General features: G+C 68.8%; 16 protein-coding genes. 7 read left to right on the top strand and 9 right to left on the bottom strand.

Annotation, left to right across the window (positions count from 1 at the left end; translation table 11 throughout):
• Positions 1–15 precede the first annotated feature (15 nt).
• Together C5B97_RS06775 and C5B97_RS06770 are read right to left on the bottom strand one after the other, a co-directional pair.
• Entirely contained in the window at positions 16–1,650 is a 1,635-nt protein-coding gene (locus C5B97_RS06775) for an MDR family MFS transporter (protein WP_104311361.1), read from the bottom strand.
• Positions 1,647–2,261 carry a TetR family transcriptional regulator gene (locus tag C5B97_RS06770; protein WP_104311360.1) on the bottom strand — a complete coding sequence of 205 codons (615 nt, stop codon included), beginning with the start codon at positions 2,259–2,261 and terminating at the stop codon, positions 1,647–1,649. Before C5B97_RS06770 ends, C5B97_RS06775 begins: the two co-directional genes overlap by 4 nt.
• 76 nt (positions 2,262–2,337) lie before the next feature.
• Here C5B97_RS06770 and C5B97_RS06765 point away from each other — a divergent pair, with 76 nt between their 5' ends.
• On the top strand, positions 2,338–3,606 hold the full coding sequence (locus C5B97_RS06765; protein WP_181026932.1) for a CynX/NimT family MFS transporter: 1,269 nt from the start codon (positions 2,338–2,340) through the stop codon (positions 3,604–3,606).
• A gap of 25 nt (positions 3,607–3,631) precedes the next feature.
• On the opposite strand, the gene C5B97_RS06760 is transcribed toward C5B97_RS06765, so the two are convergent.
• Together C5B97_RS06760 and C5B97_RS06755 are read right to left on the bottom strand one after the other, a co-directional pair.
• Complete coding sequence (locus C5B97_RS06760) at positions 3,632–5,503, bottom strand: ABC transporter ATP-binding protein (RefSeq protein ID WP_219819779.1); 1,872 nt, start codon at positions 5,501–5,503, stop codon at positions 3,632–3,634.
• Positions 5,504–5,589: 86 nt separating this feature from the next.
• Positions 5,590–6,801, bottom strand: coding sequence for a cysteine desulfurase family protein (locus C5B97_RS06755; protein WP_104311357.1), 1,212 nt, complete (start codon positions 6,799–6,801; stop codon positions 5,590–5,592).
• Between the two features lie 137 nt (positions 6,802–6,938).
• Between C5B97_RS06755 and glgX the strand changes: the two genes are divergently transcribed.
• The 3 genes from glgX (at position 6,939) to glgB (ending at position 13,694) form a co-directional block, all read left to right on the top strand.
• On the top strand, positions 6,939–9,071 hold the full coding sequence (gene glgX, locus C5B97_RS06750) for a glycogen debranching protein GlgX (protein ID WP_258068055.1): 2,133 nt from the start codon (positions 6,939–6,941) through the stop codon (positions 9,069–9,071).
• An 81-nt stretch (positions 9,072–9,152) separates the two neighbouring features.
• Complete coding sequence (locus C5B97_RS06745; protein ID WP_258068054.1) at positions 9,153–11,432, top strand: alpha-1,4-glucan--maltose-1-phosphate maltosyltransferase; 2,280 nt, start codon at positions 9,153–9,155, stop codon at positions 11,430–11,432.
• 57 nt (positions 11,433–11,489) lie between these two features.
• Positions 11,490–13,694 (top strand): 1,4-alpha-glucan branching protein GlgB, encoded by a 2,205-nt coding sequence (glgB, locus tag C5B97_RS06740; RefSeq protein WP_104311356.1) that lies wholly within the window; start codon positions 11,490–11,492, stop codon positions 13,692–13,694.
• 77 nt (positions 13,695–13,771) lie between these two features.
• Here glgB and C5B97_RS06735 read toward each other — a convergent pair whose 3' ends face one another.
• Both C5B97_RS06735 and C5B97_RS06730 read right to left on the bottom strand, forming a co-directional pair.
• Complete coding sequence (locus tag C5B97_RS06735) at positions 13,772–14,752, bottom strand: tetratricopeptide repeat protein (protein WP_104311355.1); 981 nt, start codon at positions 14,750–14,752, stop codon at positions 13,772–13,774.
• Complete coding sequence (locus C5B97_RS06730; RefSeq protein ID WP_104311354.1) at positions 14,745–17,150, bottom strand: hypothetical protein; 2,406 nt, start codon at positions 17,148–17,150, stop codon at positions 14,745–14,747. Before C5B97_RS06730 ends, C5B97_RS06735 begins: the two co-directional genes overlap by 8 nt.
• Before the next feature lie 333 nt (positions 17,151–17,483).
• On the opposite strand from C5B97_RS06730, the gene C5B97_RS06725 reads away from it, so the two are divergent.
• From C5B97_RS06725 to C5B97_RS06715, 3 genes are all read left to right on the top strand, one after another.
• A complete protein-coding gene (locus tag C5B97_RS06725; protein ID WP_104311353.1) occupies positions 17,484–18,959 on the top strand; it encodes a DivIVA domain-containing protein in 1,476 nt (491 codons plus the stop codon).
• 85 nt (positions 18,960–19,044) lie between these two features.
• Complete coding sequence (locus tag C5B97_RS06720; RefSeq protein WP_104311352.1) at positions 19,045–20,091, top strand: AI-2E family transporter; 1,047 nt, start codon at positions 19,045–19,047, stop codon at positions 20,089–20,091.
• Positions 20,092–20,154: 63 nt separating this feature from the next.
• Positions 20,155–21,183 (top strand): putative zinc-binding metallopeptidase, encoded by a 1,029-nt coding sequence (locus tag C5B97_RS06715; RefSeq protein WP_258068053.1) that lies wholly within the window; start codon positions 20,155–20,157, stop codon positions 21,181–21,183.
• Here C5B97_RS06715 and C5B97_RS06710 read toward each other — a convergent pair.
• The 3 genes from C5B97_RS06710 to C5B97_RS18075 form a co-directional block, all read right to left on the bottom strand.
• On the bottom strand, positions 21,155–21,889 hold the full coding sequence (locus C5B97_RS06710) for an alpha/beta hydrolase (protein WP_104311350.1): 735 nt from the start codon (positions 21,887–21,889) through the stop codon (positions 21,155–21,157). The two genes, C5B97_RS06715 and C5B97_RS06710, sit on opposite strands and share 29 nt — an antisense overlap.
• A gap of 20 nt (positions 21,890–21,909) precedes the next feature.
• Positions 21,910–22,266: a hypothetical protein gene (locus C5B97_RS18195; protein ID WP_249312497.1), complete on the bottom strand. Its 357-nt coding sequence runs from the start codon at positions 22,264–22,266 to the stop codon at positions 21,910–21,912.
• Between the two features lie 104 nt (positions 22,267–22,370).
• Positions 22,371–23,129 (bottom strand): lytic transglycosylase domain-containing protein, encoded by a 759-nt coding sequence (locus C5B97_RS18075; protein WP_208851884.1) that lies wholly within the window; start codon positions 23,127–23,129, stop codon positions 22,371–22,373.
• Positions 23,130–23,251 lie beyond the last annotated feature (122 nt).

Below are 23,251 nucleotides of genomic sequence, written 5' to 3'. Positions count from 1 at the left end.
GGGCCCGGAGCCGATTCAGCCGACGTGTGTCGCCGAGGTGGTCGCCGCCGGCTCCTTGCCAGTCGCCAGTGGCTTCTCCTTGAGGAACGACAGGGCGACGATGGAGATGACCGTCAGCGGCACGAGCGCGAGGAAGATCGGGATGAGCGCCTCGTTGTACGAGCCGACGATGATGGCGCGCAGCTGGTCGGGCAGCTGCGCGATCGCAGCGGGCGTGAACGAGCTCGCGCCGTCTTCGGGCGCGGCACCGGCTGGCAGCCGGTCCGCCACCATCTGCGTCAGGCGAGCGGCGAAGACGGAGCCGACGACCGCGGAGCCCAGGGTCGCACCGACCTGCCGGAAGTAGTTGTTGGCGGCGGTCGCTGTTCCCACGATCCTCGCCGGGAACGAGTTCTGCACGATGAGGGTGAGCAGCTGCATGCTGCCGCCCAGACCGACGCCCATGATGCCGAGAGCGACACAGATCATCCACACGGGGCTGTCGACGGTGACGAACGACAGCACGACGAGGCCCACGCCGAGCACGGCGGCGCCCGCGATCGGCACCCACTTGTACCGACCTGTGCGCGACACGTACTGCCCGCTCAGGATGGAGGTGATGAGCAACGCGCCCATCATGGGGGTCATGAGCAGACCGGACACGGTCGGACCGGAACCCGTCACCATCTGCAGGTACGTGGGCATGTAGCCGAGCGTGCCGAACATGATGACGCCGGTTGCGAGGCTGGCGATCGTGGTCAGGATGAAGTTGCGGTCCTTGAACATGCCGAGCGGCATGATCGGGTTCGCGGCGCTGCGCTCGACGAAGACGAAGCCGACAGCGGAGACCACCGCGAGCGCGGCGAGCAGCAGGATCGTCGGCGAGGTCCACTCGTACTGCGACCCGCCCCACGTGCCGACGAGGACAAGCGCGGTCGTCGCGAGTGAGATGAGCGCCATGCCGCCGACGTCGATGCGCGTGCGCTCCTGGGCGGGGCGCTTCGGCAGCCTGAGCAGGAAGATGGTCGCGAGGAGCGCGAGCGCGCCGAGGGGCAGGTTGATCCAGAACACCCAGCGCCATCCAGGGCCCTCGGTGAACCAGCCGCCGAGCAGCGGGCCGGCGACGGACGAGAATGCGAAGACCGCGCCCATGACGCCCATGTACTTGCCGCGTTCACGAGCCGGGACGACGTCCGCGATGGCCGCCTGAGAGAGGATCATGAGGCCGCCGCCACCGAGTCCCTGCACGATGCGCGCGCCGATGAGCAGCTCGATGGAGGGGGCCAGGCCGCCCAGCACGGAACCCGCGATGAAGAGGCCGATCGCGATGAGCAGCAGCGGCTTGCGGCCGAAGAGGTCGGAGAGGTTCCCGTAGACCGGCATCATGACCGTCGAGGCCAGGATGAAGGAGGTCACGACCCAGCTCATGTGCTCGACACCGTGCAGCTCGCCGACGATGGTCGGCATGGCGCTCGAGAGCACCGTGTTGTTGAGCGACGCCATGAGCATCGTGACCATGAGCCCCAGGAAGAGCGGCACGATGCTGCGTCGGTGCGCACCGGCTGCGCCCGCCCCCGTCGTGGCAGGCCGCGCCTCGGCGCTGGTTCGGGCTTCTGCGCCGGGGGCGGCGTCGACGCGAACCTGCGAATCGATGCTGGGGGGAGTCGTCATAGGGCTTCTGAGATCGCTTTCCGGAAGATGTCGATGGAGTGGTTGATGGCGGCTTCCCGGTCGGCCAGGACGCCTTGGGGGTCGTTCCTGCTCGTGAAGCGCAGGATGGTCGCGGCGAGCGAGAGGAGTGCCTTCGCGGACTCGATGCCGTCCGGGAGCGACTCCGTGGAACTGTCGCCGCCCTGCTCGGTCAGGATCGAGAGGACGATGTCCTCTGCCGCGCTGATGTGGCGCCTGAGCCGCTCCTCGAGCACGGGGTGCTGGTCGGCGAGCGTGCGTCGGCGGGGGAAGTCGTCGTGGTCGGGAATCGCGGAGTCGAGGACGGCGAGCATGAGTCGCATGGTGCGGCCGAAGGAATCGCTCTCGCCTTCCCGGAAGTCGTCGAGTGCGCCTTCTGGGAGTGTGGGCGCCTGCATGCCGAGCACCGCGTCCTCTTTGCTCGGGAAGTAGTTGAAGAAGGTCCTGCGCGAGACGCCTGCGCGCTCGCTGATTGCGTCGATCGTCGTCTCGTCGAGGCCGCGCTCGATCGTCAGGTCGGCGGCGGCGTCGTGGATGGCATGCCAGCAGTCGATGCGGTTGCGTTCGCGGAGGGAGAGAGCTGGGTTCGACACCCCTCAACAATATGCATGAGTGCAAACTTTCACAAGTGCAAGATTCCTGGGGGCCTGCTGAGTACAGTTGCACCTCGTGTCGACTCTCCCCTCCCAGACGCCAGCGGGCGCCGCCCGGTCACCATGGTTCTGGACCGCCATCGCCGTCCTCGCACTCGTGCTGCTCGCTCTGAACCTGCGAACCGCCGTCACCAACGCGTCGTCGATCTTCGACCTCATCTCCGTGGACCTCCCACTCGAGGGGGCGACCACCGGCGTGCTGACGATGCTGCCCCCGGTCGCCTTCGCGATCGCGGGCCTCATCACTCCGTGGCTCCTGAGACGGGTCCGCCTCGAGCTGCTCATCGTCATCGCGCTCGCCGCGATCATCGCCGGGCACCTCCTCCGCGGAGCCGCTCCGAACCTGCCGACGCTGCTCGGCGGCAGCGGCATCGCCCTGCTCGGCATGGGGATCGGCAACATCCTCCTGCCACCGGTGGTCGTCACCTACTTCCGGTCCCGCATCCCAGTCATGACCTCGACCTACGCGATCGTCGTGGCGCTCGGCACGATGCTGCCGCCCCTCGTCGCGGCCCCCGTCGCCCTGGCCAGCGGATGGCGGACCTCGCTGTCCATGTGGGCGATCGTCGCGGCTTCCGCCGCCGTGCCGTGGGTCGTGCTCCTCGTGCGCGCACAGGTTCGTGCGGCCCGCGGCCACGTCGCCCCGACGACCGGGGCCGTGACGCTGCCCGACGGCACGCGCGCCAAGCCAGCCAGGTCCATCTGGCGCTCGAAGCGGGCCTGGGCGCTCGCGACGACCTTCGCCATCTCATCGATGAACGCCTACTGCTGCTTCGGGTGGCTGCCCACGATCCTGCAGGAGCGGGCAGGCGCCGACACTGTCGCGGCGGCCGGCTACCTCTCGCTGTTCGCCGCCATGGGCATCCCGCTCTCCCTCGCCACGCCGCTCGTCATCAAGCACCTCGGGACGACGTGGCCGCTCATCACCGCGGCTGCCGGCTTCGCGTTCGGCTACTCCGGCCTCATCTTCGCCCCGACCGCGGCCCCCGTCCTCTGGGTCGTGCTCATCGGGTTCGGGCAGCTCATCTTCCCGATCTGCCTCACGCTCATCGGCCTCCGTGCGGCTGGCCAGCGGGGCTCGGCGATCCTCAGCGGGTTCGTCCAGCTCGTCGGGTACGCCCTCGCGGCGCTCGCCCCGCTCACGGTCGGAGTGCTCGCGACGGCAACCGGCAACTGGTCGATCTCGCTGGGGCTCCTGGCCGTGCTCACGCTCGGCGTCATCCCGCTCGCCCCGGCGCTCGCCGGCACATGGAAGATCGAGGACGAGATCCAGCTGGCTCGCTAGACGAGCGCCTCCGCGTCAGCGCGACTCAGGTCTCGAGCTCAGGCTGGACATCGGTTCGCTGTTCCTCGTGGAGCGCCGCGTAGAGGCCTCCCCTCGCCATGAGCTCGGCGTGGTTCCCGCGCTCGATGATGCGGCCTTCGTCGATGACGCAGATGAGGTCGGCGTCCTTGACCGTCGAGAGGCGGTGCGCGATGGCCAGGACCGTGCGGCCCCGTGAGGCCTCGTCCAGGGCACGCTGCACGAACCGCTCAGACCGTGTGTCGAGCGCGCTCGTCGCCTCGTCGAGGACCAGCACCGCAGGGTCCTTGAGCAGGACCCTGGCGATGGCCACGCGCTGCTTCTCACCACCGGAGAGTCGGTAGCCTCGTTCCCCCACGAGGGTCTCGTAGCCGTCGGGGAACTTTGAGATCGTCTCGTGGATGTTGGCCTGCCTGCAGGCTTCCTCGATCTCGGCCTGGGTGGCGTCCGGCTTCGCGAAGCGCAGGTTCTCGGCGATGGATGCGTGGAACAGGTAGCTCTCCTGGCTCACGATGCCCGTGTTCGCGATGAGCGCGTCGTGGTCGAGGTCGCGCACGTCGGTGCCCGCGAAGCGCACGGCGCCGGACGAGACCTCGTAGAGCCGGGGCACGAGGTAGCCGATGGTCGTCTTCCCTGCGCCGCTCGGCCCGACGAACGCGACGAACTCCCCCTGGCGAACCGTGAAGGACACGTCGTCGAGCGTAGGGGCCGAGTCGACCTCCGCGTCCGGGTACCGGAACGAGACGTGCTCGAACTCGACCTCGCCGAGCTTCGACTCGTCGAGCGCGACGGGCGACGGCGACGGCGTGATGGCAGGCCTCATGTCGAGATACTCGAAGATGCGCGCGAACAGGGCCTTCGACGTCTGCACCTCGAGGCCGATGCGCATGAGCCCGATGAGCGGCATCGTGAGCCTGGTCTGCACCGTCGTGAACGCCACGATCGCGCCCGCCGTGAGATCGACGCCGCCGGTGATGAGATACGCGCCGACGATGTAGACAGCCGCGGGCACGAGGGAGAACACGATGGACACGAAGGCGAAGAACGTCTGCCCGCTCATCGTCTGCTTCACCTGCAGCCCGATCTGCCGGACGTTCTCCGCGCGGTACCGCTGTCCTTCCGCCTCCTCGCGTCCGAACGACTTCGCGAGCAGGATGCCGGAGACGCTCAGCGATTCCTGCGTGATCGCGGTCATCTCGGAGAGGGACTCCTGCGTCTTCGTCGCGATGCGGGCGCGCACCTGGCCGACCCTTCGCTGCGCCCAGACGAGGGCTGGCATGAGGACGAACGCGATGATGGTCAGCTGCCAGGAGAGCAGCGCCATGGCGACGACCGCCGCGAGGACGGTCACGATGTTGCCGACGACACTCGTGATCATCGACTGCAGCGTCGACGCCACTCCGCCGACGTCGTTCTGGAGGCGGGACTGGATGACCCCGGTCTTCGTGCGCGTGAAGAACGCGAGCTCCATGCGCTGCAGGTGATCGAAGAGGCGCACTCGCAGGTCGCCCATGACGGAATTGCCGACACTGGCGGTGAAGTAGGTCTGCACGACCCCGAGCGCGCTCGAGGCGACCCAGAGCACCGCCATGAGACCGACGATCTTCCACAGCTCGCCGATGTTCGGCCCGGTGCCGCCCGGCGGGAAGAGGCCGACGTCGAACGCCTGCTCGGTCAGCAGCGGGGGCAGCACGGAGATGGCCGCGGTGATGAGCACCAGCACGAGCGCGATCGCGATCTTCCCTCGGTAGGGCGCGAACAGGCGAAGCACGCGCTGCCAGAGGTCGTCGATCTGCGGGGCCTGCTCGTTCGCGGCACGGATCACGGACTCGTCCCGAACACGGCCCCCGGCGGGCGGTCCGCCTCCTGCACCTCGCATCGTCATGGCGTCAGCGTAGGCGCATCCGCCGACACTTCGACACGTGTCGGGGCGGATGCGCTGCAGGCGCACGCCGCGCCAGGACGCTACACGGTCCGGTCGGAGAACCCAGCCGTGCGCGCCTGCTCCACGATCCTTGGGAGGACGTCGAGGAGCGAGGCGATGTCATCGTCGCCGGTCGACGCGCCCAGGGTGAAGCGCAGTGCGCTCAGCGCCGTTCGCTCGTCCAGACCCATGCCGAGCAGGACATGGGATGGCTCGGCGATGCCCGCCTGACAGGCAGAGCCGGTGGAGACGGAGAACCCGGCCATGTCGAGGAGGAAGAGGAGGGAGTCACCCTGGCAGCCGTCGAACGTGACGTGCACGTTGCCAGGCACCCGTGCCCGCACCTCGTCGCCCGCATCGTGGAGCACGCCGTCGAGCGGGGCGCCGCGCAGCTCGGCTCCTGGGATCCTCGCGAGGCCGTCCGCCAGTCGGCGCGCGAGGGCGTCCAGGCGGGCGCCCTCCGTGTCCATTCGCGACATCGCCGCATCCGTCGCAGCTGCGAACGCGAGCGCGGCTGGCACGTCCTGGGTGCCAGAGCGCACACCCCGCTGCTGCCCGCCCCCGTGGATGAGCGCCTCGACGGTGTGGGCGCGCGCGAGCGCGAGCGCGCCCATGGCCACCGGCCCGCCGATCTTGTGCGCCGAGACGCTGAGCGCGGCGACGTCGAGATCCCGCAGCGAGACCGGGATGTGCCCGAAGGCGGCGACGGCGTCGACGTGCACTGGGATCCCGTGCTCGGCGGCCAGCGCGGCGAGCGAGCGGACCGGCTGCACGGAGCCGACCTCGTTGTTGGCGAGGATGACCGTGATGAGCGCCACTTCGTTCGCGTGCTCCCGCATCCGCTGCTCGGCGACCTCGAGGTCGACGACGCCGGCCTCGTCGACCGGCAGCCAGTCGACGACGGCCCCCTCATGGGCGGCGAGCCATTCGACGGCGTCGACGGTCGCGTGGTGCTCGCCTCGAGGTGCCAGGACTCGGACACGAGCCGCGTCCTGCTGCCGCCTCGCCCAGTACAGGCCCTTGACGCCGAGGTTGATGGCCTCGGTGCCACCAGACGTCAGGACCACCTCGATCGGGTCAGCGCCGAGCGCCGCGGCAACGCGCTCCCGCGCCCCTTCGAGCAGCCGCTTCGCGGCCTGCCCGTGGCCATGAATCGACGACGGATTCCCCGTCAGGTCCAAGCCGGCAAGGAGCGCTTCCCGCGCCTCGCGGACCATCGGGGTCGTCGCGGCGTGGTCGAGGTAAACGGCCATTACACTCCCCGCCCTGCCCTGGATACGGGCACTCTCGACATAGACTTGCGCGATCCGTGCGCATCAGAGCGCGCACGCACACGGTCCGTGCAGCCGCCATGCGGCGCCGACCATTCAATTCGAACAGTTTAGGCCTCATGCTCGACTCACAGACCCGCTCCGACCTCGGCGTCACCCACCATCAGGGGATCGCGCGCCTCCGCGTGTTCTCGGCGCACGCATCCGCGATGACCCTCTGCCTCATCGATGCCGACGGCACCGTCACACGAACTGTCGACATGGCCAGCATGCCGGGCGGCATCTGGCAGGCCGAATGCGCCGAGCTCGTGAACGGCCAGCGCTACGCGGTGCGCGCAGACGGGCCGACGACCGGCACCAGCGCCTTCGACAAGCACCGGCTGCTCGTCGAGCCGTACGCCAGGCAGGTCTCGAATGTCGGCACCGTGGCCGTGCCCATCTGGACGGCGCAGGTCGTCGAGTCGGAGCCGTTCGACTGGGGAACCGTGCGCGCGCCCCTGCTGCCGCTGCGCGACGTCGTCGTCTACGAGGCGCACGTCAAGGGGTTCACGCAGCTCGCCCCGCACATGCCTGAGCACCTCCGCGGCAGCTACGCGGGCCTCGCGCACGAGGACACGATCGCCTACCTGCAGTCCGTCGGCATCACGGCCGTCGAGCTGCTGCCCGTCCACGCGTTCGCCTCCGAGTCGTTCCTGCGACGCCAGGGGATGGCGAACTACTGGGGCTACAACACGCTCGGCTTCTTCGCCCCGCACGCCGACTACGCCTCACCAGGCGCCCGCGCCGCCGGCCCGCACGCCATCGCCCGCGAGTTCAAGGGCATGGTCAAGCACTTGCACGCCGCCGGCATCGAGGTCTACCTCGACGTCGTCTACAACCACACGTCCGAAGGCGGCCGCGGCGACGAGACGTCCATGTTCCGGGGCCTCGACAACGCCACCTACTACCGCCACGACATGCACGGCAACCCCGTCGACCAGACCGGATGCGGCAACTCCCTAGACACGTCCGAGGCCATCGTGCGCGAGCTCATCATCGACTCGCTCCGCTACTGGGTCGAGGAGTTCCGCATCGACGGCTTCCGCTTCGACCTCGCGGCGACGCTCGGACGCAACGCGCACCACGCCTTCGAACGCCACCACCCGCTGCTCGAAGCCATCGTCAGCGACGAGCGCCTCTCGGACACCAAGCTCATCGCCGAGCCGTGGGACGTCGGCATGGGCGGCTGGCAGACGGGCAACTTCCCGGAGGACTGGTCGGAGTGGAACGACAGCTTCCGCGACCACGCCCGCTCATTCTGGGTGCGCGACATCGCCGAGGCGCGCAGCTCCGGCGTCCATCCCGAGGGTGCGGGCGCCTTCAGCACGTCGCTCGCCGGCTCGTCCAACATGTTCAGCGACGAGCGGGGGCCGCTGGCCTCGGTGAACTTCGTCACCGCGCACGACGGCTTCACCCTGCGTGATCTCGTCTCCTACAACGTCAAGCACAACCTGCAGAACGCGGAACTCGGTCGCGACGGCACCGGCGACAACCGCTCGTGGAACTTCGGAGTGGAGGGGCCGAGCGACAGCAGCAGCATCGAGACGCTGCGCCGCCGCTCGATGCGCAACCTCCTGAGCACGGTCCTCTTGAGCGCGGGTGTCCCCATGCTCACGGCCGGCGACGAGGTCGCGAGGTCGCAGAAGGGGAACAACAATCCCTACAACCAGGACTCGCCGCTCACCTGGTTCTCCTGGGACCTCAGCGAGATCCAGCTCGCTCAGCTCGCGCACACGAGACGACTCATCGAGCTGCGGGGGAAGCACCAGGTGCTGCGCCCGAGCAGCTTCAACCACGGGCACGCGCTGAGCGAGCACGGGACGAGGCGACGGTGGTTCGACGCGCTCGGCAACCCCATGGGCGACGGCTCCTGGCAGGGGCCCGGCGGCCGCACCCTGCAGGTGCTGCTCGACGCCTACATCCCCGAGGCAGACGCCGACTTCACGGGTGACGCGGTGCTCGTCGACGGCGAGCGGATGCTCGTCGACCGGCTTCTCCTCGTCATCCACGGCAGCGAGGACGACGCGGCGCTGCGGGCACCCGCCGTCGACCAGGTCACGGGCTACCGTCTGCTCTGGGATTCGACGCACGAGCACCCAGATGAGGCGCTCAGCTCGAGCCGCGTGCTCGTACCAGGACAGCTCACCGGCCTCGCGGGGCCCTCGGTGCAGGTGTACGCGGTGGATGTGGAGCACGCGCACCACCACATCTGATCGGACACCGTGCGGGACGTCGTTCACATTCCGTGACACGCGGACAGCCCCGTTGAGGGTGGGTGTTGGTAGCGTTCGGTTGTGGCAACGACACCAGCGTCAGAAGACCAGATTCCACCGAGCCGCCCGCGTCGGGCGACCGCCAAGCGAGTGAGCGCCTCGCCGAAGGCAGCTCCGGCTCCAGAGGCGACACCGGCGACGAGCGAGTCAGCCCCGGCGACCAGCCAGCCAGCGCCGGTCGTGCAGGCTCCAGCCAAGGTGACGCGCGCGCGCAAGCCGAAGGCGTCGGCGGCGAAGCCCGCGGCCGCAGCCGCCGTCGCGACGGCGCTCCCGTCGACGGGCGACCAGTTCCCCGGCTCCGGGTACGTGCCAGCGATCGGGCGCATCCCGATCCTCGACCTGCAGCCGCAGCTCGTCGACAACCTCTTCCCCACGAAGGGATACGTCGGGGACGTCGTCCCGTTCTCCTGCGTCTCCTTCCGCGAGGGGCACGACATCATCGGCGTCGAGCTCGTGCTGACCGCACCTGGCGCACAGCCGGAGCGCATCCGCATGCAGCCTGGCCCGAAGGGCACCGACTCCTGGCTTGCCGAGGCCCAGGTCACGGTGGCGGGCACCCACGAGTGGTGGATAGAGGCCTGGAACGACGACTTCGCGACCTGGCAGCACAACGCGGAGATCAAGATCCCAGCCGGCATCGACGTCGATGTGATGCTCGAGCTCGGTGCGCAGGTCATCGACCGCGCTGCCACCAACCCCGAGCTCACCAGCCATCAGAGCGCCGTGCTGCGGGATGCGGCGACCGCGTCGCGCTTCACGTCGCGTTCCGCGTCCTTCCGTCTCGCGTCCCTCCTCGCCGACGACGTGCTCGAGGTCATCGAGGCGCACCCCGTGCGCTCCCTCGTGACGAGCTCCGCCAAGCGCAGCATCCAGGTCGACCGCGCCCTCGCCGGGAACGCGGCCTGGTACGAGTTCTTCCCGCGCTCGGAAGGGGCGACGCAGGCGGCGGACGGCAGCTGGACCTCCGGCACCTTCCGAACCGCAGCCGAGCGGGTCCCCGCAGTCGCGGCCATGAACTTCGATGTGGTCTACGTGCCCCCGATCCACCCGATCGGCCGCACCAATCGCAAGGGCCCCAACAACTCGCTCACGACAGAACCCGGCGACCCCGGCTCGCCGTGGGCCATCGGTGCCGCAGAGGGCGGGCACCGCGACATCCACCCCGACCTCGGCACGGTCGAGGACTTCCGCTACTTCGTCAGCGAGATCGAGAAGAACGGCATGGAGCTCGCCCTCGACCTCGCGCTGCAGGCCACGCCTGACCACCCCTGGGTCGCCGAGCACCCGGACTGGTTCACGCAGCTGCCGGACGGCAGCATCGCCTACGCAGAGAACCCGCCCAAGAAGTACCAGGACATCTACCCGATCAACTTCGACGGAGACCGCAACGGCCTCTACGCCGAGGTCCTCGAGACGGTCGAGTACTGGATCGAGCTCGGGGTCAAGATCTTCCGCGTCGACAACCCGCACACGAAGCCGCTGCAGTTCTGGGAGTGGCTCATCCACGAGGTGAACGCCAAGCACCCGGAGGTCATCTTCCTGGCCGAGGCATTCACCCGCCCCGCCATCATGCACGCGCTCGCGAAGGCCGGATTCCAGCAGTCGTACACCTACTTCACCTGGCGCAACACGAAGCAGGAGCTCGAGGAGTACCTCACCGAGGTCTCGAAGGAGTCGAGCGACTTCCTTCGCCCGAACTTCTTCGTCAACACTCCGGACATCCTCACCGAGTACCTGCAGCAGGGCGGGCGGAACGCAGCCAAGATCCGCGCCATCGTCGCCGCCACCTCCTCGCCGCTGTGGGGCGTCTACGCCGGGTTCGAGCTCGCCGAGAACGTGGCGCGTCCGGGCTCGGAAGAGAACATCGACAACGAGAAGTACGAGTACAAGCAGCGCGACTGGGCCGCCCAGGAGGCGAGCGGCTACTCGATCGCCCCGCTCCTGACGAAGCTCAACGAGCTGCGGCGCGCCAACCCGGCACTGCAGCAGCTGCGGAACTTCGAAGTGCAGTTCAGCGACAACGAGAACGTGCTCGTCTTCTCCAAGCACCTGCCGGCCGAGTACTCCCCAGACGGCGTCTCCAACACGGTCATCGTCGCGGTGAACCTCAACCACTCCGGCATCGAGGAGGCGACGGTCTACATCGACCAGACCAAGTTCGGCTTCGCCGCCGACACGCAATTCGGCGTGGAAGACCTCCTCAGCGGGCACGAGTGGATCTGGGGCGGCGCGAACTACGTGCGCCTCGACCCCTCCACCCTCCCCGCGCACATCCTGCGCGTCAGGCACTCGGCACTCTGACCCGTCGTTCGGCCGCGCCGCGAGGCGCGGCCGAACGATCTCGAGAACGGAAACACCATGACCGACGAACTCCAGCCAGCGGCCCCAGTGACGACCAGCATTCCCGACGGTGAGCTGCGCGCAGTCGCCGACGGCACGCACTCGGGACCACACGCGATCCTCGGGCAGCACCTGCAGGGAGACGGGCGCACGGTCATCCGTGCGCGACGCCCCCTCGCCGAGCGTGTGACAGCGATCCTCACCTCGAGCGGCGAACGGGTCGAGCTGCGCCACCTCGCCCACGGCATCTGGCAGGGCGCACACGAGCACGGCCTCGACGACTATCAGCTCGAGACGGTCTACACGGACGGCGTCCCACACACGGTCGACGACCCGTACCGGTTCCTCCCCGTCGTCGGTGAGGTCGACCAGTTCCTCTTCGGCGAGGGCCGCCACGAGCGGCTCTGGCACGTGTTCGGTGCCCACCACCGCGAGCACTGGGGCACCCACGCACCGGTGTCTGGCACCTCGTTCGTCGTGTGGGCACCGCACGCCCAGGCAGTCCGGGTCATCGGCTCCTTCAACGGCTGGGACGGCCGAGCGCACGCGATGCGACGCCTCGATGCCCTCGGCATCTGGGAGCTCTTCGTGCCGGGCGTCTCGCCGCACGAGACCTACAAGTTCCAGATCCGCACCGCGTCGGGCGAATGGGTGGAGAAAGCAGACCCGCTCGCGCTGCACGCCGAGCAGCCACCGCAGACCGCATCCGTCATCGCGACCCCCAGCACGTACGAGTGGGGCGACGACGACTGGATGAGCGCGCGGGCGCAGAAGGACCCGCACACGGGCCCCATGACCACGTATGAGCTCCACGCGATGTCCTGGCGGCCGGGCCTCGGGTACCGGGAGCTCGCCGACCAGCTCGTCGAGTACCTCGATGGCCTCGAGTTCACGCACGTCGAGTTCATGCCGCTCGCCGAGCACCCCTTCGGCGGCTCGTGGGGCTACCAGGTCACCGGCTACTACGCGCCCACGTCGCGCCTCGGCTCGCCAGACGACCTGCGGTACCTCATCGACCGGCTGCACCAGGCCGGCTACGGCGTCATCATGGACTGGGTGCCCGGGCACTTCCCCAAGGACAGCTTCGGCCTCGCGGAGTTCGACGGGCAGGCGCTCTACGAGCACGCCGACCCGCGCCTGGGCGAGCAGCTGGACTGGGGCACCAAGGTGTTCAACTTCGGCGACTCCCAGGTGCGCAACTTCCTCGTCGCCAACGCGCTCTACTGGCTCGAGGAGTTCCACATCGACGGTCTCCGGGTCGACGCCGTGGCCTCGATCCTGTACCTCGACTACTCGCGCGAGGAGTGGGTGCCGAACATCCACGGCGGACGCGAGAACCTCGAGGCCATCGCCTTCCTCCAGGAGGTCAACGCCACCGCCTACAAGCTGTACCCGGGCATCGCGATGATCGCGGAGGAGTCGACGAGCTGGGCCGGGGTGACCAAGCCGACCGAGTGGGGCGGCCTGGGCTTCGGGCTCAAGTGGAACATGGGCTGGATGAACGACAGCCTCCGCTACGTGGAGCGCGACCCGATCTACCGCTCGCACCATCAGGGCGACCTGACCTTCTCGTTCGTGTACGCCTGGAGCGAGCGGTTCCTGCTCCCCATCAGCCACGACGAGGTCGTCCACGGCAAGGGCTCCCTGTACTCCAAGATGCCGGGTGACGAATGGCAGAAGCTCGCGGGCACGCGGCTCTTCCTCGCCTACCAGTGGGGACATCCGGGCAAGCAGCTCCTCTTCATGGGCCAGGAGTTCGCGCAGCAGACGGAGTGGAGCGAGTCCCGCGGCCTCGACTGGTGGCAGCTCGACAACCCGGGCCACGCAGGCGTGCAGCGGCTCGTGGGCGACCTCAACCGGCTCGCGAAGAACGAAGGCGCGCTGTGGCAGCGCGACGACGACCCTTCCGGGATGGTGTGGTTGAGCGGTGACGACGCGGCCAACAGCGTGCTCGCATTCGCTCGCCGTGGCCACGATGGCACCCCCGACGTCGCGATGGTCTTCAACTTCTCCAACCAGGTCATCAGCGGCTACCGTCTCGGCCTGCCGCACGCCGGCCGCTGGTCCGAGGTGCTCAACACCGACGCCGAGACCTACGCGGGATCGGGTGCAGGCAACTACGGCTCCGTCACGACCGAGGAGACCCCGTCGCACGGGTTCGCGCAGTCGGCGGCCGTCACCGTGCCGCCGCTCGCCGCGGTCTGGTTCAAGTACGAGGGCTGATCGGCCCGCACGCAGCAACGACGAGGCCCGGATGCGATCTGATCGCATCCGGGCCTCGTCGTCGTCGCACCGCGACGTCAGAACAGCAGGTTCGTGAGCCTTGCACGTGCCGCGCCGACGCGCGGGTCGGCGACACCGACGACCAGGAACAGGTCGAGGAGGCGCTCGCGAACGGCCGTCTTGCCCTCGGCGTCGAGCTTCGGGAACAGCGTGAGGAGGCGATCGAACGCGTCGTCGATGTGGCCACCGGACAGGTCGAGGTCGGCGACGTCCAGCTGCGCGTCGAGGTCGTAGGGCGCGGCTGCCGCGCGCTGCCGGATCTCCTCGAGGGTCTTGCCCTGGAGGCGCACGAGGAGCTGAACCTGCGCGAGACCAGCTCGAGCCTCGTCGTCGGCGGGGCGCTCAGCGAGAGCGCGCTCGTAGGCGTCCACGGCGGCCGCGTAGTCTCCGCGCTCGAGCGCCTCGAAGGCCTCCGCGTGCAGCGGCGGCAGCGGCGGGGCGGCAGGCTCCTGCGCCTCCGCCTCGTCCTGGGGCGTCCCATCCACGGCGACATGGCCGGTCAGGCCCTGCTGGGCTGCGACCTGCAGGATCTCGCCGACGATCTGGGTGATCTGCTCCTCAGGCGGGTTGCCGGAGAACAGCTGCAGCGGGCGACCGCCGATGATGGCGATGACCTGCGGCTGCTGACCGAGCTGCGGGTGAGCATCCAGGTCGACGCGCACGAGCACGACCCGACCTTCTGCCCCGCGGACGATGTTGGCGAGCACCGGCGAGAGCGCCTGCGCATCGCTGGACCAGGCCGCGTGCATCTCGACGATGACGGGCAGGAACTGCGAGAGCTGCATGAACTGCTCGAGCGTCTGCTCGTCGGCGTCGACCACGACGTCCGGCAGGGTCGCAACGGGCTCTCCGGCGGCGGGTGCGGCGGCCTGGCCTGGTGCCCCGCCTGCCGGGGTTTGCGGGGTCTGGCCGGCCGGGGTGCTCGCGCGCTGCACGAGCGAGGAGAGATCAACTGCTCCGTAGAGACTTGCTGGGTTGAGCGGTGGGGTTTCAGCCATAGGTAACCTCGTTCGCGTTGAGCTGGCGTGCGCCGGTCATGGTGTTGGCGAAGCCGAGCAATTGGATTGCGCCGCCTGTCGCTTCAGACGGCACGTAGAACATGAGCTGGTTCGTGTAGAGGGTCTCGAATCCCAGCGATGACGAGCTGGCGCCTGCGAGGGCCGCGGTGCGCCCCTGCACGCTGAGGGTCGCGAGCTGGGTACGCGCGCTCAGCTTCTCGACCTCCTCGATCGAGACGGCGACGATCGCTCCGCCGTCGAGCGTCTGCACGCCGAAGGGCGGGTCGTCGGTCTGCCGCGTCTGGAACTCGATGCGTGCGGCGTTCGCGTCGATCTCGCCGGAGACCGCCGCCCGAGCCTCGGAGATCTGCGTGCGCAGCGAGTCGCCGTCGGGAGAGAACAACGCGGCGAACTGCGAGCCGTCACCGTTGCTGATGACGTCCGCGTAGGCCCCGGCGAGCTCTTCCGGTGCGATGACGAGCGGCTGCTCGAGTCCGTCGATGCCTGGGGCGCCGATCTCGGCCGGAGCGGCTTCCGGGAGCGTGACATCGGGGGTGAGCTGCACGATGGAGGCGACCTTGTAGGTGTCGCGGGCGCTCGACTGCGTCAGCATGATCCCGAACGGTGCCGTCGGGGTCTCTCCCCCGGCTTCGCGAACCACGAAGATCGACTTCGGCCACGAGTCTGACGCCTGCGGGACGGCGTAGACGACCTCGCCCGTGGGGAACGCGACGGGCCCCGGGAGGGCGTTGTCGGCCGCCTTCGCCTGGTACTCGGCTGCTCGCTCCTGGTAGGCGGCCTGCGTGAAGCGCGGCTTCAGCCCGTCCGGGTTGTTCGCAGCGTCGCCCTCCTGGGCGAGGCGCGCAGCATCGTCGAGAATCTCGGCGAGCTGCTGCGAGTTGACGGCCGGGAGGGCTTCGCCCTCGGTGAGCAGCGCCTGGTCGATGGATGAGGTCGGGGTCGGAGTCGTCGGTGCGCTCGTGGATCCGCCGAACTGCTCCGGCCAGAAGTCGGCCGAGCATCCGGTGAGTGCGATCGACCCGACGAGCAGCACCGGGATGAGCCTGAAGAGGCGCTTCGGGGCCTGGCTGCGGTCCCGCCCGCGGGGCCGGCGCCACTGCTGGGGCTCTGCGGCCGGCGTGCCAGCTGCAGGGGCCTCAGGGCTCGGCCCGGACGCGTCACCCGATGGCGGCTCTCCGGCATCCGAGGAGTCGTCGTCGCGCTTGTCCCCGTCATCCTTCGTGGAGGGATCAGGTCGGTCCTCGTCCGTCGGCGCAGCCGCGGGTGCCGGTTCGGCGTGGGCGTCGGCCTGGGCGAGCGGAGCTGCGTCGACAGTTTCAGCTTCAGGTTCGGAGGACGTGGATGGGGCGCTCCAGCTGAACGGGTCGTCGACGGCCGCTGGCGTTCCCTCGGCCGCAGGTGCGGAGGCAGGAACGGGCGCTTCTGCGCTCGGAGCCCGGAACGAGGGGAAGGCCGGTGCGTCTGTCTGCCGCGAGTGCTCATCCGCAGCCGCGGGAGGGGCCCATGCATGGACAGGCTGCTCGTCTGGTGCGCCTGCGCGGGAGTTCATGTCCGCGGGCTCCGGCTGGGTGCCCTCGGAGAGCCTGACCGAGGCCGCGACCACGCCCTGCGATTGCTCGACCGGGTCCACATCCACGGCATCGAGTCCGTCGTCGGCGCTGGGAGCCGAACGCCCGAACGCGAACGCCGGTGTCGTGGCGGCCTCCCCAACCGCGGGAGCATCCGTCGAGGCCTCCGGTTCGAGCACGTCGTGAGTCTGGCGCTGGGGCTTGGAGCGGCGGCGCATGCTCAACAACGCCCAGAGCAGGAGACCGAGGGAGATCAGCAGGAGCACCCCACCGCCGAGCAGGAGCGGACCGGCCATGGGCGCGCGGCCGTCGAGCGGCCAGGAGATGGACACCTGGCTCGGCGCGGGCGACTCGCCGTCGGACTGGACGAGGAGCGCGAAGCCGACCGGCAGGGTCTGCTCCAGCTTGAGTTCACCATCACCCTCGTACTCCTGGAACCACAGGTCATTGCCGAGGATGTTCGGTGCCGTCGTCTCGTCAGCCGATGCCTCGCCCGGGGTGAAGACCAGCGCGCCGCTCGTGTCGTCGAGCGTGACGATCTCGTGCTGGGTCGTGCCGACCCAGCCAGCGATGTCAGCCTGGCGACCGATCGCGACGCGGATGGGTCCGTCTCCGCTGATCGTGATGGACTGCGTCCCGGCGTGCTCGATGAGCGTGTCGCTCGGGATGACGAGCAACGGCGACTCCTGGGACACCGTTCCGGTCGCCACGACCGAGTCGGCAGCCCTCGCTTCCGTGACCTGCAGCCAGCCGACGACGAGCAGCGCCGCACTTCCGAGGAATGCGATCGCGGCTAGGATGAATCTCACTGAGTGACTCCTTCTCGAGTGATTGCGCCGTGCATCGTTTGTGCGCTCGACGTGCTCCTCTCGCGAGGGTGCCGTCGTCGTCCATGAGGTTCATGGCGACTCTCGACCCCTCAATCTAACGCACCATGCCCGCGCTTCCCCTGGAATACGCCGGTGTCGGCCGGGAAAAGGGCCAAAGTCGGGTCTCGCGGAGAGCGAACCCCGAACTTTTCACGCGGGTTCCCACCGCCATTCTGTGCCTCATCAAGCTGCGTCTCCCACCCGCCGTCTAGACTTCACGATGTGCGCACGCGGTGGTCGCGCACTCGCAACCTGACTCACGCGGAGGCGTTCTTGGCATTCGACGACATCAACTTCAATACAGCGATGCGCGGTTACAACCGCGAAGAGGTCGACGAGGTCATCAGGTCGCTGCGCACCCAGCTCGCCCAGGCCGGGAACCAGGATTCCGGCGCGAGTCGCGAGATCGCGGCCATGCGCACCCGGATCAAGCAGCTCGAGACGGAGCTCAACGAGGTCGGCAACCCCACCTACTCCGGGCTCGGCACGAAGCTCGCCGGCACGCTCGCGACGGCCGAGCAGCAGGCCCAGAAGCTCACCGCCGAAGCCCAGCGCGAAGCGGACAAGATCCTGAGCGAGGCCCACCGAAACGCTGCGCGCATCCACCAGGAGGCGAACGACTACGCAGAGCGCGTCACGCGGGAGGCCGATGTGCGGGCGTCTCGCGTCTTGAGCGACTCTCGCTCGGAAGCCGACAGCCTTCTCGAGAACGCCAAGCAGGAGGCCGACCTCACCCGCACCAACCAGGAGCGTGAGATCGAGACCGTCAAGGACCAGGTCACGACCGAGCTCCGTGAGCTGCGGCACTCCACCGACCTCGAGATCAGCGCGCTGCGCGCGTCCGTCGAGGAGGAGCTCGCGACCAAGCGCCAGGCTGTCGAGAACGAGATCGCCGAGTCCGCGGCTCGACTCTCCGAGCGCCAGCGCGAGATGGACAAGGTGCGAGCCGACTTCGAGCGCGAGGCCGCCGCTCGGCGCACCCAGATGGAGCACGAGCAGGAAGCCGCGCGGCAGCTCGCGAAGGGTGAGATCGATGCACTCCGCGAGGGCTCTGTGCGGGAGCTCAACGCGAAGCGCACGGAGCTCGATGTCGAGCTCTCCAAGCGCCGCAACGCGTTCGAGCAGCAGCTCGTCGCAGCTGGCCGGAAGGCGGAGGCGGCCGCGAAGAAGCTCATCGACGATGCCACCGAGCAGCTGGCCGATCTGAACCAGCGCAGCGAGCAGGTCCGACGCGAGGCGGGCAAGATCATGGCCGATGCACGCCGCCGAGCGCAGGAGACGCAGGACCAGGCGGAACGCAAGGCAGCCGATCTCCTCGAGACCAGCAACAAGCAGGCTCGCGAGCGCAACACCGAGGTGGAGCAGCACACGAAGAGCCTGCTCGACAATGCCGAGCAGCGCCTCTCCGAGCTCCGCGAGGAGCGCGACCAGGTGCAGAGCTACCTGGATCAGCTCAAGCGGGCGTTCTCTCGCACCGATTTCAGCCTGCCGGAGGCGGACGAGCAGATCACGAAGCGCCCGTCAGAGTCGGCGGATGAAGCCCCGGCCTCGAGTGAAGACGCAGCCGGTGCGGAGGCTCACGCGTTCGCCCTGTCCAGCGGCGGAGCGCAGTCGGAGTCGGAGCCGAACGAAGCCGATGCGTCGACGGACGAGCCCACCAAGCAAGAGGCCCCGGTTGCCACCCAGTCCGGCGGCCAGAACCGTGGACAGAACGCCGGCCAGAAGCGTGGCGCACCCCGCCAGCGCTGACCCGCGCGGCGCGAACTGAGGCGGCACCGCGCGTCTAGAATCGGATCCCGGTCTCCGGCCGGGATCCGATCAGGGGGAACACCGCATGCGCATCGAGAATCCGTTCAGGCTCGGCTTCATCGCCACGATCGGCGTCCTCGTAGCGCTGGTACTCGGCGGGATGATCGCCTCACTGAGCACGATCCTCACGTACATCGGTGCCGCGCTGTTCCTCGCGCTCGGCTTCGAGCCGATCATCGCCTTCCTCGAGCGCCACCGGTGGCCGAGATGGGCCGCGATCATCTCATCCCTCGGCGGCGCCGCGATCGCACTGGGGCTGGTCGTCTGGGCACTCATACCGAGCATCTCGACGCAGGTCGAGCAGCTCTCGGTCCGCTACTCGTCCATCGTGAACGACCTCGCCGGCTCCAACGTCATCGAGTGGGTCGACGAGCGCTTCCCTGACCTGCAGGCGCAGGAGTTCGTCACCGACGCGCTCGAATGGCTGCGCAACAACCTCGCCACCATCGGCGGCGGCGTGCTCGAGGTCGGCTTCGGGATCGTGAACGCCTTCTTCGGCGTGCTCATCGTCTTCATCCTCATGCTCTACTTCGTCTCGAGCATGAACAGCATCAAGCGTGGCTTCTACCAGCTGCTTCCCGCCTCCCGCCGAGCACGCACGGCCGAGCTGACCGAGCAGATCACCGCGTCCGTCGGAAAGTTCGTGCTCGGTCAGCTGGCGCTGGGCCTCGCGAACGGCATCCTCTCCTTCACGTTCCTGTCGATCATCGGCGCTTCGATGCCCGCCGTGTTCGCGGTCATCGCGTTCCTCGGCTCCCTCATCCCGCTCGTCGGCACGCTCTCGGCGTCGATCATCATCGTGCTGCTCCAGTTGGCGCTCCTGCCGGTCGACAGCAGCGTCTGGTGGATGGCGGCCATCTACTACGTCGTCTACATGCAGGTCGAGGCCTACCTCATCAGCCCGCGCATCATGAGCTCAGCCGTGCAGGTCCCCGGCGCGATCGTGGTCATCGCCGCGCTCACGGGCGGCACACTCCTCGGCCTCCTCGGCGCCCTCGTGGCCATCCCCATCGCCGCCGCGATCCTCCTCATCGTCAAACAGGTCTGGATCCCCGCGCAGAACGAGCGATAGCTCCGTCGGCGAGTTCGAGAGCTCGTCGCGGCAACGGCTCCTCGTGGCCCTATGATTCGAGGCGTGCTGAGCATCAAGTGCCCCCGTTGCGCGTCGCTCGTGATGCTCGAGTCGCTCGCGTGCGCCGCCTGCGCGACGCCGCTCGCGTTCCACGACGAGACCCAGGCCTTCGTCGACGTGAGTGGCGGTGCCGTGCTCGTCGACGGCAGGCTCTGGCGGTCCTGCGGCAACCGGGACTGGAAGTGCAACTGGCTCGTGGAAGACGGCATCGCCACGTCGTCGTGCCTGTCGTGCCGCCTCGTGCGCAAGCGCCCCGCATTCGACGACACGCTTGCGCTCGAGAAGCTTGCCGAAGCGGATGCGGACCGGCGGCGACTGCTCGCGCAGTGCCTGCACCTCCGGCTGCCCATCGAGAGCTACGCGGACCACGACGGCGGCCTCGGCTTCGACCTGCTCTCGAGCCGAAGCTCAGGTCAGCGCGTCACGATCGGGCACGCGAACGGCATCATCACGATCGACCTGGCCGAGACGCTGGATGCGCACCGTGAGGCACTCCGCGTGCGTCTCGGTGAGCCGTACCGGACGCTGCTGGGCCACTTCCGGCATGAGATCGGGCACTACTACCAGTCGATCCTGCTCGACGACGACGAGGTGCTGCTGTCCGAGTGCCGCGAGCTGTTCGGCGACGAGCGAGCGAGCTACCGTGAGGCGCTCGACCGCCACTACCGGTTGGGAGCCCCAGAGGGCTGGTCGGCCTCGTACATCTCGGAGTACGCGACGATGCACCCCTGGGAGGACTTCGCGGAGACCTTCGCGCACTACCTGCACATCCTCGGCTCGCTGTGGACGGCGGCCGCGTCGAACGTGCACCTGCAGCCGTCGACGACGCCCCTCATCGACTACACGGAGGAGCCCATCGAGCGGGTGCTCGCCGACTGGCACGAGGTGTCGCTCCTGCTCAACCGCTCCAGCCGGGCGATGGGTCAGAACGACCTGTACCCGTTTGTGCTGAACGCTCCAACCGAGGTCAAGCTCGGCTTCATGCACCGCATCGTGACGCGCATCACTCGCCGGGCGTCCACGACGAGGTGAGCGGAAGGGCAGCAGGGTTCGTGCGCCGCACGATCTCCGTCAGCACGCGCTTCGTCTGCTTCTCCCCCACCCAGAGGTGCCGACCCTCGTCGACGGGCACCAGCTCCAGGTTGGGAAGGTGCGCAATGCGCTCCGCCGCCTCATCTGGTTTGAGGAAGTCGTCATGTTCTGGGACGACGAGCACGACTGGAATGGTCGCATCCGCCCAGCGGTCCAGCTCGTCCTGGCTCGTGCGGCGCAGGGGCGGGGAGAGCAGGATGAGCCCTTGGACATCGGGGTGCTCGTGCCCGTGCTTGAGCGCCAGCTCAGTGCCGAAGGACCAGCCGACGAGCCACGGGTTCGGCAGCCCACGCTCGCGGACGAACGCCATCGCCGCCTCCACGTCAGCACGCTCCGTCTCGCCATCGCCGAACTCCCCGTCGCTCGTGCCGCGAGGCGACGTGGTGCCGCGCGTGTTGAAGCGGAGCACGGCGAGGTCGGCCTGGGCGGGGAGTCGAAGGGACGCCTTGCGGAGCACGTGCGAGTCCATGAACCCGCCGGCGGTGGGCAGCGGATGCAGGGTGACCAGCGTGGCGACGGGCTCCCGCTCGAGTGGCAGTGCCAGCTCGCCGACCAGCGTGAGGCCGTCGCTCGTGCGCAGCTCGATCTCCTCGCGGCGTGCGGGAAGCTCCGTGCCGCTCTTGATCTCGACCGTCGTGGCTTCCATAGGGGTCTTCGGTGCTTCAGTCACGCCATCCTCCAACAGTGGTTGTGCCAGTGACGCCGGGCCGCCAGCGCATGCTCGTCGCCCAGGATGCCCTCGGCGCGCCAGACGACGACGTGCGCGACGCCGGCCTCGACAGGATTCGGGCATCCGGGGCAGACGTAGTCCTTGACGGCTCGCACCGCGGAGATCGGCTGCACGGTGTACGGGACACCCCGACGCACCTCGGTTCGCCGCCACCCGTCGCGCAGGTGCTCGAGCTCGTCGGCTGCTCCTGTGGCGCGATCCGCGGCAGCCTGCTGGCGCTTCGCCGCCCGGCCGCCCCTCGCTCGAGACGAGGATTCCCCGCCTTGGCGGCGGGAGCGGTTCGAGCGGGGCATGCCGACCATTCTAGGAAGTCCGCCCGCACTGGACCGACAGACAACGCCGCGTGACCCGGAGGTCACGCGGCGTCGTCTGCTGTGCGCGCGGAGCGCCAGGCGTCTCAGTACCAGTTGTTGGCTTCCGAATGCGCCCAGGCGCCGCACGGGGTGCCGTAGCGGCCCTTGATGTAGTCGATGCCCCAGCGGATCTGCGTCGCGGGGTTGGTGCGCCAGTCGGATCCGTGGGTGGCCATCTTGCTGCCAGGCAGTGACTGCGGGATGCCGTAGGCGCCGGATGACGGGTTCTCGGCGGCGGCGTTCCAGCCGGACTCGCGCTGCCACAGCTTCTCGAGGCACGCGAACTCGCCGGTGCCCCAGCCCATCGACGCGACGATGTCGGCGGCGACGGCCTTCGAAGTGCCGGGATCCGGTGCCACGTAGTCGGGGCTGCTGTACGAAGACGAGGAGGAGGAGGAGGACGACGACGAGGAGCTGGACTCCTCTTCCGTTGGCGTCGGGGTGGGAGTCGGTGTCGGCGTCGGCGTGGTCACGACGATGCCGGCCAGGTCGTTGCTGCGCGGTTCAGCGCTCGGGGCTGCGGCGCCCTCGTCAGCAACTGCTTCTTCGTCCTGAGCCTCGACTGCGGAGACGAGGCTGACCTGATACCCCTGGGCACCCGCCGCGGTGAGATCCGCGACGCTCGGCGCGATCGCCAGCGCCGGTGACGCGCCTCCGGCGACGCCAGCCTGCAGGACGGCGGTGAGCGCCAGCGCGCCAACTGCGGTGCTGGCTGCGATGGGGACGATGATCTTCGCCCGTGAGCGTCGTGCGGCTGTCGGACGCGCTGCTCGCGTCGAGCCGGTTCGCTGCAACGTGGTCATTGATCTCCCGGGGTTGGAACTAGGGACTCACCGAGGATAACGGAATGGTTACGGAATGGCAACGAAAGCGACGGCAGCCGCCCGGTCGCTCTCGCCCGAGATGCACCAAGGCAGCAGCCTTG

Source organism: Pseudoclavibacter sp. RFBB5, assembly GCF_002931555.1.
Taxonomy (GTDB): domain Bacteria; phylum Actinomycetota; class Actinomycetes; order Actinomycetales; family Microbacteriaceae; genus Pseudoclavibacter.
This window is presented reverse-complemented; position numbering and strand designations above follow the sequence as displayed.

Coding starts and splice junctions, on each gene's coding strand:
- C5B97_RS06775 (WP_104311361.1), bottom strand. CDS start 1,650: ATGACGACTCCCCCCAGCATCGATTCGCAGGTTCGCGTCGACGCCGCC.
- C5B97_RS06720 (WP_104311352.1), top strand. CDS start 19,045: ATGCGCATCGAGAATCCGTTCAGGCTCGGCTTCATCGCCACGATCGGC.
- C5B97_RS06710 (WP_104311350.1), bottom strand. CDS start 21,889: ATGGAAGCCACGACGGTCGAGATCAAGAGCGGCACGGAGCTTCCCGCA.
- C5B97_RS18195 (WP_249312497.1), bottom strand. CDS start 22,266: ATGCCCCGCTCGAACCGCTCCCGCCGCCAAGGCGGGGAATCCTCGTCT.
- C5B97_RS06755 (WP_104311357.1), bottom strand. CDS start 6,801: ATGGCCGTTTACCTCGACCACGCCGCGACGACCCCGATGGTCCGCGAG.
- glgB (WP_104311356.1), top strand. CDS start 11,490: ATGACCGACGAACTCCAGCCAGCGGCCCCAGTGACGACCAGCATTCCC.
- C5B97_RS06735 (WP_104311355.1), bottom strand. CDS start 14,752: ATGGCTGAAACCCCACCGCTCAACCCAGCAAGTCTCTACGGAGCAGTT.
- C5B97_RS18075 (WP_208851884.1), bottom strand. CDS start 23,129: ATGACCACGTTGCAGCGAACCGGCTCGACGCGAGCAGCGCGTCCGACA.
- glgX (WP_258068055.1), top strand. CDS start 6,939: ATGCTCGACTCACAGACCCGCTCCGACCTCGGCGTCACCCACCATCAG.
- C5B97_RS06760 (WP_219819779.1), bottom strand. CDS start 5,503: ATGCGAGGTGCAGGAGGCGGACCGCCCGCCGGGGGCCGTGTTCGGGAC.